The sequence below is a fragment of the Nosocomiicoccus sp. HMSC059G07 genome, from assembly GCF_001815515.1.
Taxonomy (GTDB): Bacteria; Bacillota; Bacilli; order Staphylococcales; family Salinicoccaceae; genus Nosocomiicoccus; species Nosocomiicoccus ampullae_A.
The window spans coordinates 1-5,138 of the sequence record NZ_KV820852.1 but is presented as its reverse complement, the minus strand read 5'-3'; the positions used below and the strand labels follow the sequence as shown (position 1 = coordinate 5,138).

The window sequence follows — 5,138 nt, the reverse complement described above, 5'->3', positions numbered from 1 at the left end:
AATCTAATTTAACGAATATCTTTAACGTACCACTAAAAATTGTTGAGTATAGTGGCAGACGACTTATCGTTCTGTAACTAAAATCGCACCGATTGCACCACTATATTCACCGTTTTCAATGATATGTGGTTTTATACCTTTTAGTGAACCGTAGCTATGAATGACACCTTGCATGACATCGTTATCTTTTAATGTCGAACCAATGAGTACTAAATCATTCGTTTTAAATCCTTGAGCGAGCGTCACGCCAAATGAAATCGCACCTTCAGCGACCATTCCGATGACAGATGCAAGTTTATCTGCAGCTGAAGCGGTCGTATGATGGTGTGGTTCTACGCGTGCAAAGTTACTCGCAGTTAGTTCCGGCGTTAACGGTTTTGGTACAGGACCGTCTTTAAATATGTGCTTTACTTTTAAATCTAACGTATCACGGTTTCCTTTTTTTGCTGTTTCTACGATTTCATCAAACGTTTCATAACCAGTAAGTAATTGAGATAACCCCATTAACGTACCGCCACCGATACCTGTACCTCCAACACGGCGTTGAGTATTATTTTCGACGACGTGAAAACTCGTTCCCGTTCCGATGTTTAAGTATACGAAGCGATCTAAATGGATATTTTGTTGTTCCATTAAATAAGTAAGCCCTGTATACGCTGCGTCGAATTCAATTTGTAAATGTGATTTGTGCTGCACATGTTCTGATATGTATACACTACCGCCGCCTGTTAAGTAGAGTGTGACGTCTTCTTCGTCGTTTAACTCTTGAATGAGCATATCTACTTCAGTTGTTGGACGGGTACTATAATCATATGTTCCATCGTCAGACATTTTAACGACTTTCGTTAACGTACCACCCGCATCAATTCCTATTTTCATCGTTATCCTCCATATAAAATAAACTTAGCACCCACTATTATATGGGTGCTAAGCAATTATTGTAAACTATTAAAATTGTTTATGTTCTTCTTTAGCGTTGTCACTATGACGGCGTCTTGCGAGTGCTTTGTTTGGCTCTCTTCGCATACTCTTAATAACACTAAATATCATTAAGATAAGAACGATCGCAAACGGTAGACCAGCGAGTAAGCTTGCTGCTTGTAAACTTGTCAGTCCACCAGCTAAAATCAGTGCGACTGTTAATACTCCGAGTAATACTCCCCATAACACTTTCATGCGTATCGGTGGATTTTCAGTATCACCAAGACTCATTCCAGATACGATAAACGTTGCAGAGTCTGCAGACGTTACTAAGAATAAGAAGATGAGTAAAATCGCAACGATTGACGTTAACGTTGTAAATGGCATCGTATTTAATAACTCAAATAATGCGCGTGTTTCATCTTGTTGAACGATTGACGCGATATCTGTGTTTTTAAATAAGTCAGAGTAAATCGCAGTTCCTCCGAGGGCACCAACCCATAAGAATGATAAAATCGGTGGGACGATTAAAATACCAGCGACGTATTCACGAATCGTACGACCACGTGATACACGTGCGACGAATGAACCGATAAATGGACTCCAAGCAATTACCCATGCCCAGTAGAATACTGTCCATCCTCTTGTCCAATCTCTCGCGTTATATGGTTCGGCACGTAGTGAGTAACCGACATAATTCGATAAATAATCTCCGAGACCTAAAACGATAGATTCCATAATGAAGCTAAACGGACCGAAGATAATCATGAATACTGTTAAGAATAATGCGAGTACCATGTTCATCGTACTAAAGAACTTCATCCCTTTTTCTAGACCGATTACTGTCGATAAGATGAATACCGTTGTCATAAGTACCGTTAAAATAATTTGAGTGACAGGGCCTTGAGGTAATCCAAATGCGTGGTTTAACCCACCATCCATTTGTAAAATACCGAGACCGACTGACGTCGCCATCCCTGTAATTGTCGCGATAATTGCGAGCGTATCGATCGAATTACGACCGAGTTTACTATAGTTAAACCCAAAAATAGGTTCGAGTGACGTAGAAATTAACCCGTCACGCTTTTTACGATATTGGAAGTAACCAATCGCAAGTCCAGCAACTCCGAAAATTGACCACTGTGAAATTCCCCAGTGGAAATACGTATAACCCATTGCGATTCTCGCAGCTTCAGCATCTTGAATTGGGCCACCTAAAAACGGTGCTTCCACGAAGTGTTGCATCGGTTCAGCAACTCCGAAGAATACGAGTCCAACTCCAAGACCACTCGAGAATAACATACCGATCCAAGGCCAAAAGGCAAATTCTGGCTCAGAATCGTCATCACCGAGCTTAATACGACCGTATGGTGAGAGTGCTAAGAATATAAGTAACACACCAAATCCGAATACGAGAAGTAAGAAGAACCAAGTGAAGTTTTGAGAAATAAATTCATAAATTGCTTCAGAAGCTGCCTGGAATCTGCCAGGGATAACCATCGCAATAATTGATGCGACAATGATTATCGTCGCTGAAGTCCAAAAGACTGTTCCGAGTTCAAGTTTAGAGAACCCCTTACGCTTATGTTGATTCGTGTTTTTATTTGACACGATAAAATTTCCTCCTTATTGTCCAATGATTTATTATTACCCTAATCATTATGAAATAAACACTATTTTTTACGGGTTTTATTTTCAAAATATCATATGCTACACTATGAAAAATGCTTGCATTATAATAGTATTGAATGTAATATACTTTTGATTGTGCAATGAATGATATGAAAGGATATCAAATTATGAGATTAGATGAGTTTACAAAAGAAATGATCGACGAACAAGCGTTTATTGATATGGCTTATATTTACTTAGATGATTTAGAAAAAGAAACTGATTTATATTCAATTATCGACAAATTCCAAGAAATCGGTGGATATACTGAGAAAGAAATCGAAAATCGTATTTTACAATTTTATACAGACTTAAATACAGATGGTCGTTTTGTTTCTACTGAAGACGGTGTATGGGGTCTTAGAAAATGGTTCACGGTGGATGACATCAACGACAAAATTGCACCGACGGTTCATAAGTTTGAAGTCGTCGACAATGAACTTGATGAATTCGACGAACTTGACGAAGAACTTGACGATGAAGACATCGAAGATATCGACGAAGAAGACGATGAGGATATCGATGAAGCTATTGATGATGAAGACATCGACACTACGGATTTAAACATCGATGAAGGCGATACGCTCGAAGATGATTACGGTGACGGAGACGACTATTAAATTATTGACAAATTCCGTAATCGTGCTATTATTTTAATTGGGCTCCCTTATTTTAGGGATACAGTGAACGAGCTCCTTTCCAAGCGCATTTGGGAGGGAGATTTTTTTATTTATAGGAGGAATCTTACTTGACTAAGTATATTTTTGTAACAGGTGGCGTTGTATCTTCTCTTGGTAAAGGTATTACGGCTGCATCACTCGGTAGAATTTTAAAAGCACGTGGATTTAAAGTAACAGTTCAAAAGTTTGATCCATACTTAAACGTTGACCCAGGTGAAATGAGCCCGTTTCAACATGGGGAAGTTTTTGTCACAGATGATGGTGCAGAAACGGATTTAGATTTAGGACACTATGAACGATTTATCGACATTACAGTAAACAAATACTCAAGCGCTACAGCAGGTAAGATTTATTCAGAAGTGTTACGAAAAGAGCGTAACGGAGATTACTTTGGAGGAACTGTACAAGTCATTCCTCACATTACAAACGAAATTAAATCGAGAATGTTACGTAACGGTGAAAAGACAGATGCTGAAATCGTCATTACTGAAATTGGCGGAACGACAGGTGACATCGAAGGATTACCGTTTATTGAAGCTATTCGTCAGTTAAGAACACAACTCGGTAGAGAAAATGTCATGTTTATTCATTGTACGTTACTACCATATATTAAAGCAGCAGGCGAAATGAAAACTAAACCGACGCAACATAGTGTTAAAGAATTACGTGGTTTAGGTATTCAACCAGATATGATCGTCGTACGTACAGAGTATGAAATGACAGAAGACTTACGTAACAAGATCGCATTATTCTCAGACGTCAGTGTAGAAAACGTCATCGAAGCAAAAGATGAAGACACAATTTATAACATCGTGTTAAGTATACAAGATCAAAACATGGATGATATCGTCCTTAAAACATTAGGTTTAGAGAGTAAACGTGAAGCAAACTTAGACGACTGGGTACAAGTATTAGAAAACATCCGCAACTTAAATCAAAAAGTGAAAATCGGTATCGTCGGTAAGTATGTCGAACTTCAAGATGCGTATCTTTCAATCGTTGAATCTTTAAACCATGCAGGATTTGAAGAGTTAACAGAAATTGAAATCGACTGGATTTATGCAAAAGACGTAACGGATAAAAATGTCGATGAAATACTCGGTGGATTAGACGGAATCGTCGTTCCAGGAGGATTTGGAGATCAAGGTATTGAAGGTAAACTTGAAACGTTACGTTACGCACGTGAAACAGGTAAACCAGTACTTGGAATTAGTTTAGGAATGCAGTTAATGGCAATTGAAGCGGCGAGAAACATCTTAGGTATGAAAGATGCGAACTCTACAGAAATCGATCCAACAACACATGATCCAATCATTACTTTAATGAGTGAAGATGCGGAGCTACTTGACCGTGAACATTCATTAAGAATTGGAAGCTATGACTCAGTCGTAGTAGAGGACACACTCGCTTCAAAACTGTATGGTGTGAAAGATATAAGCGAACGTCATCGTCACCGCTTTGAATTCAATAACGAATACGAAGAAAATATTAAAGACGCAGGACTTACATTCAGTGGAATGAGTGAAGATGGTAAATATAAAGAGATTATCGAAATTACAGATCACCCATTTTATATTGGTGCGGTATTCCACCCAGAATTTAAGTCAAGACCTACTAGACCACATCCATTATTTAAAGGATTAGTAGAAGCGGCTTTAAAAGAAAAAGAAAATAACGAGTAATAATAAAAACGGCGTGCAGTGCACGCCGTTTTTTGCTTTGTGGTTGCTTTTTGTTAAAATAACGCCACTGTTGTTAACGCAAAGGTGGTTTGCGTGAAATAGTTTTTCATCTTTTAACACAAAAGCGATTTGCGTAAAAACAGTTCCTCGTACGTTAACGCAAATGCTCTAATCGTTAAATTAA

General features: G+C 38.4%; 4 protein-coding genes. 2 read left to right on the top strand and 2 right to left on the bottom strand.

The window, feature by feature from the left end; genetic code table 11:
- Nucleotides 1–63: 63 nt before the first annotated feature.
- Nucleotides 64–879 (bottom strand): type II pantothenate kinase, encoded by an 816-nt coding sequence (gene coaW / locus HMPREF3029_RS05985; protein ID WP_070710165.1) that lies wholly within the window; start codon nucleotides 877–879, stop codon nucleotides 64–66.
- Nucleotides 880–948: 69 nt separating this feature from the next.
- Nucleotides 949–2,532, bottom strand: a complete 1,584-nt coding sequence (locus HMPREF3029_RS05980; RefSeq protein WP_083286840.1) for a BCCT family transporter — start codon at nucleotides 2,530–2,532, stop codon at nucleotides 949–951.
- Between the two features lie 188 nt (nucleotides 2,533–2,720).
- Here HMPREF3029_RS05980 and rpoE point away from each other — a divergent pair, with 188 nt between their 5' ends.
- Both rpoE and HMPREF3029_RS05970 read left to right on the top strand, forming a co-directional pair.
- Complete coding sequence (rpoE, locus tag HMPREF3029_RS05975) at nucleotides 2,721–3,212, top strand: DNA-directed RNA polymerase subunit delta (protein ID WP_068130226.1); 492 nt, start codon at nucleotides 2,721–2,723, stop codon at nucleotides 3,210–3,212.
- A 128-nt stretch (nucleotides 3,213–3,340) separates the two neighbouring features.
- Nucleotides 3,341–4,954 (top strand): CTP synthase, encoded by a 1,614-nt coding sequence (locus HMPREF3029_RS05970; RefSeq protein WP_070710164.1) that lies wholly within the window; start codon nucleotides 3,341–3,343, stop codon nucleotides 4,952–4,954.
- The last annotated feature ends 184 nt before the right edge of the window (nucleotides 4,955–5,138 follow it).